This is a genomic window from Pilosibacter fragilis (assembly GCF_032490495.1).
Classification (GTDB): Bacteria; Bacillota; Clostridia; order Lachnospirales; family Lachnospiraceae; genus Pilosibacter; species Pilosibacter fragilis.
The window spans coordinates 1-2,557 of record NZ_JAVYJB010000045.1; the positions used below are offsets into that span (position 1 = coordinate 1).

A 2,557-nucleotide genomic window follows, 5' to 3' on the forward strand; every position below is an offset into this window, starting at 1 on the left:
AAATCTATGAGGACAACATTTTAGGAAAGCTGTCCGACAGCAGATACGCCACTCTGGACGCTCAATACGAAAAGGAACAGTCCGAGCTTAACGCCGAAATCTCTACTCTGGAAAAGGCTGTCAAGAGCTATGAGAAGCACGAAAAGGACGCTGACCGTTTTATCGCTCTGATTGACAAGTATGAGAACTTCGACAAGCTGACCATTGCCATGCTCAACGAGTTTATCGAGAAAATCCTTGTGCATGAGCGTGACCGTAAAGGCAGTATACAGACCACACAGGAGGTCGAGATTTACTTCAATTTTGTCGGGCGATTTGTTCCCCCGGCGTTTGGAGAAGTGGAGCTGACCCCGGAAGAATTAGAGGAAATCCGCAAGCGTGAGGAACGCAAAGACAGGCTTCATCAGAACTACTTGAAGCGGAAAGCCAGCGGAGCGCAGAAGCGATACGAGGACAAAATCAAGAAGCGGAAAAAGGCAGAAATCGAAGCCAAGAAAGCCGCCATTCGTGCGGAGGATATTGCAAAGGGAGTGTTCGTCCCTGTCAGCAGTTTACCACAGAGAGAGCCGATGAAGGAGTACAAACAGCATGAATATCACTTATACACAGAACGGCGATTATCTTATCCCGAACATCGTTATCCGCAAGACCAAGCCCCTCGGGCACTACGGCAGACTCCGCAAGGCGTATCTGGAAATGCACCGTCCGATACTGTTCAATGAGCTGGCGCTATCCGATAAACTCTTTGAGCATTGCGCCGAGATTGACGAAGCGGCACGAAACCGCATGGAGCTGATCGTGCGGTCACTGGCAGAGCAAAACGGCGTGACCGAACAGCTGAAAGCCGAAAACCAAATGGAATGGGTGCGGCAGATGAACGCTTGCAAGGCACAGGCAGAGGAGATTGTGAAAGCGGAATTGATTTATGATTGAGTGAGAAAGTCCGGGCAGAAAACTGTTCGGACTTTTCTCATATGTTCCAAAATGACGGTAGAATTGTTCACAAGTTTTATGGTATAATTTTAAGATGAACTTGAGCAACAAATCGTAAAGTCAACACAAAGGAGAATGTAGATGGGGTTATTGGATAAGTTGAAAAAAAGAAAAGAAAAGAGGGAGTCAGAAGAAAAACAGCATCAGGAGCAGCAGTTTCAGCAGGATTTGTCACAAAAGACTGATTCCCAAATACGCCCAGGCGGCGTGTTCATGATACAGCTTCTGATGAAAGAGAAATACGAGATGCCTTCCAATGAGAGGTTTATAGAGATATTGTCGAAGCATCTGGGAAAAGTGGAGCAGTATGGTAGTCGCAAGGCGGGTGTGAAATTTGCCGCCCATGATTACATCTCTGAGATGAAGGATGCCAGCATTCCGGTAACATTGATGATTTCTGACTGTGAGGAATTTGTGCGGGATTCCATTGATGCTTTCAGACGCAGCCAGATGTGGGATTGTATGAGTGACCGTGACCGTATTCTCTCTGAGTGCAAATATCAGATTTTTGCTAATGATATGTTGGGCGGCGGGCTACCTGCAAGAAAACGTGCAAATATGCTTATGGATTATCTGGAGGCACTGGTGGAATTATATCCTCAGTGTGAGGCGGTTTACAACCTTAACTCAGGAAAGCTGATCCTGGCTGATGATATCCGGAAAAATGAAATCCCCGGCGTTGACCGCTTTATCCGGTACGCAGTAAACGTTCGTTTTTTTAATGTTCAGGGGACGGAGGACAGTGTAGTGGACACGCTTGGTCTGAGTCTTTTGTATATAGAAGATTTGCAGTATCACTTCCGTGACATGGATCCAAACTGGGTAGTAAATCACGCCTACAATTTGGCATCCTATTTGCTGAACAATGAAAAGCCTATGAAGGATGGGGATACCATCGACGGCATTCGGAACGGAATGATCGTGCAGGACATCCAGTGGAAGTGTCAGTATGAGGATGCACTGATTCAGCCAGCGAGGATAGTCATGGATGTTTGCATGGGCGAGTATGCAGCCGGAAATCGTGATTGATGTATTGTGATGTGATGACGAAAATATAAAAAGATAAATAAGAATTTGAAGATATACAATAGAGAGTGTGATGACATGACGGATATTAGTGGTATTTTTTCGATAAGTAGTAGTACAAAACATCAATGGATTTCATTATGTGGACATTTGGAAGTTGTTATTGGAAATTATTTTCTTTCACAAGCAGGAAATCCAGGAGCATATTGGTATGCTATATACTACGACTCATCAGTAGACGGGTATAATGAATGTGTAGAAATCACAGATAAAAATTTAATTGGTTATGTATATTGTGATGATAGAGTAGCCTTTGTTTTGAACAGTTTCCTTGAAAGATTTATAAACGATACTGTAGATTATAATATTCATTATGTTGGTGTAGAGTCTTTAGACGAAGAATGTATTGAATGCAGAAGTGTTGTGGTCAAGCTTTTTTGTAACACTTGTGGCTAAAAAATAGTGCTTATCAATTTATGCTGCCGTCCTTGCTTCATATGGGGTTCGATAACCATTATAACTGTGTGGACGAACATGA

General features: G+C 43.7%; 3 protein-coding genes and 1 pseudogene. All 4 read left to right on the forward strand.

The features are described from left to right. A pseudogene (locus ABCW45_RS17590) lies at window positions 1-575 on the forward strand (DUF4368 domain-containing protein); the annotation flags it as partial. Window positions 576-588: 13 nt separating this feature from the next. Continuing rightward, window positions 589-933: a TnpV protein gene (locus ABCW45_RS17595; RefSeq protein ID WP_343221284.1), complete on the forward strand. Its 345-nt coding sequence runs from the start codon at window positions 589-591 to the stop codon at window positions 931-933. Window positions 934-1,074: 141 nt separating this feature from the next. Continuing rightward, window positions 1,075-2,022, forward strand: coding sequence for a DUF4261 domain-containing protein (locus ABCW45_RS17600; protein ID WP_015553441.1), 948 nt, complete (start codon window positions 1,075-1,077; stop codon window positions 2,020-2,022). Between the two features lie 75 nt (window positions 2,023-2,097). Then, entirely contained in the window at window positions 2,098-2,475 is a 378-nt protein-coding gene (locus ABCW45_RS17605; RefSeq protein WP_343221285.1) for a hypothetical protein, read from the forward strand. Window positions 2,476-2,557: the final 82 nt, after the last annotated feature.

Bases quoted from the DNA above. Each gene is read 5' to 3' on its own strand.
- ABCW45_RS17595 (WP_343221284.1), top strand. From the start codon at position 589: ATGAATATCACTTATACACAGAACGGCGATTATCTTATCCCGAACATC.
- ABCW45_RS17600 (WP_015553441.1), top strand. From the start codon at position 1,075: ATGGGGTTATTGGATAAGTTGAAAAAAAGAAAAGAAAAGAGGGAGTCA.
- ABCW45_RS17605 (WP_343221285.1), top strand. From the start codon at position 2,098: ATGACGGATATTAGTGGTATTTTTTCGATAAGTAGTAGTACAAAACAT.